Raw genomic sequence first — 1,846 nt, forward strand, 5'->3', positions numbered from 1 at the left:
GGCCATCGGGCGCTGCCCCCTCAGCGCCCGCCCCCGCCGCGCCGGCGCCGAGCAGCGGCGCCAGCGCGGCCCGCTGCTCGGCGCTGAAGGCGTTGGTGCCGCCGGCCTCGCAGAGCTCGGCGAGCACCGCCCCGGACTCCACCGAGGCGAGCTGGTAGCGGTCGCCGAGCAGGATCAGCCGCCCCTGCTCGGGGATCGCCTCCACCAGCTTGGCCATCAGCGGCAGGTCGACCATGGAGGCCTCGTCGACGATCACCGCATCGGCGGGGAGCGGGTCGCCGGGGCCGTGGCGCGGCCGGGTGCTGCCCGGGCGCAGGCCGAGCAGCCGGTGGAGGGTGAGCGCCTCCTCGGGCAGGCAGGCGTCCAGCCCCGCCCCGCCGTCGGGCAGCGCGGCCAGCCCGGCGCGCACCGACTCCACCATCCGCGCGGCGGCCTTGCCGGTGGGCGCGGCGAGGCGGATCAGCGGCGGCGCCGCCCCCTGCGCCTCGGCCTGCTCGACGAGCAGGCGCATCAGGCGCAGGACGGTGTAGGTCTTGCCGGTGCCCGGCCCCCCGGAGATCACCGCCAGGCGCCGGCGCAGCGCCACGGCGGCGGCCACCGGCTGCCAGCGGGGCTGGGCCGGGTCGGCGGGCTCGTCGTCGAAGAGCCCCCCGCCGGGCTCGAGGCGCTCGAGCGCCGCCGGCTCGGGGGGCTGCGCCGTCAGGGCGCGCAGGCGCCGGGCGAGGCGCTGCTCGTAGTCCCAGTAGCGGTGGAGGTAGAGCCGCTCGCCGTCGCGGACCAGCGGCCGGCTCTCCCCCGGCGCCCCCACCAGGGGGCTCGCCGCCAGGGCGGCGCGGAACGCTGCCGCGCCCATCTCCGGCGGCTCGCCGGGCAGCGCCGGGACCGCCTCCGGCAGGCCCAGGCAGGTGTGGCCCTCGCTGACCGCGCGGCTGACCAGGACCATCGCCAGCGCCGTGGCCCGGTCGCCGCCGTGGCGCAGGCACCACTCGCCCAGGGCCAGCTCCACGGGGGTGATGGCCCCCTCGGCTAGGCGGGCCCGGAGGCGGCGCTGGAAGTCGCCGCTCACGCTCCCCCCTCCCCGGCGAAGAGCCGGTCCAGGGCGCGGATCCGCGCCGCCGGCGGCGCGTCGGCGTAGACGCCGCTGCCCTCGTCGGCGCCGGTCATGCCCCGCACGAAGAGGTAGTAGGCGCCGCCGAGGTGGGCCTCCGGCGTGTAGCCCGGCAGCGAGCGCCCGAGGTGGCGGTGCAGCGCCACCAGGTAGATCAGGTACTGCAGCGGGTAGTGGCCGTGGGCCATGGCGCGCTCCAGCCGCGGCGGGGCGTACGCCTCGGGCGCGGCGCCGAGGTCGTTGGTCTTGTAGTCGACCACGTAGTAGCGGCCGCCGTGCTCGACGACCAGGTCGATGAAGCCGTGCATGAGCCCGCGCAGGGTCTCGGCGCGGCGCTCGGCGGGCAGGGCCGCGGCGTAGCCGGCCGCCTCCAGGGCCTCGACCAGCCCCGCCAGCCGGCCGCCGTCGAGGCCGAGGAAGAACTCCATCTCGACCAGCCGCCGCTCCGGCGGGATGCCCGCCAGCGGCCCGATCCCCGGCAGGGGGGTGTGCAGGGTGCAGGCGACGCGCTCGCCGACCGCCTCGAGCAGCCGCTCGCGCTCCGCCTCCGCCTCGGGCAGCGCCACCCCGGCCCGGCGCAGCGGGGCGGCGACCGCCTCCCGGCGCGCGGCGTCGAGCCCCGTCCCCGGCGGCGGCCAGGCGGCGAAGTCGGCCTGCTCGAGGATCTCGTGGAAGGCGGTCCCGAAGGCCGGCCCGCGCAGCGCCAGCTCCGGCCCCGCCGCGCCCTCCTCCTCGGCC

Annotated in this window: 2 protein-coding genes; both read right to left on the reverse strand. The window is 79.2% G+C overall.

Translation table 11 applies throughout. The features are described 5' to 3' along the window. A partial coding sequence (locus CKO13_RS11945; RefSeq protein WP_200261323.1) for an AAA family ATPase occupies positions 1–1,066 on the reverse strand: 1,066 nt, incomplete at its 3' end. Then, positions 1,063–1,846 (reverse strand): PD-(D/E)XK nuclease family protein (locus CKO13_RS11950; RefSeq protein WP_200261325.1); only part of this gene is annotated, 784 nt, incomplete at its 5' end. The genes CKO13_RS11945 and CKO13_RS11950, both read right to left, overlap by 4 nt.

Source organism: Halorhodospira neutriphila, from assembly GCF_016584055.1.
Taxonomy (GTDB): domain Bacteria; phylum Pseudomonadota; class Gammaproteobacteria; order Nitrococcales; family Halorhodospiraceae; genus Halorhodospira; species Halorhodospira neutriphila.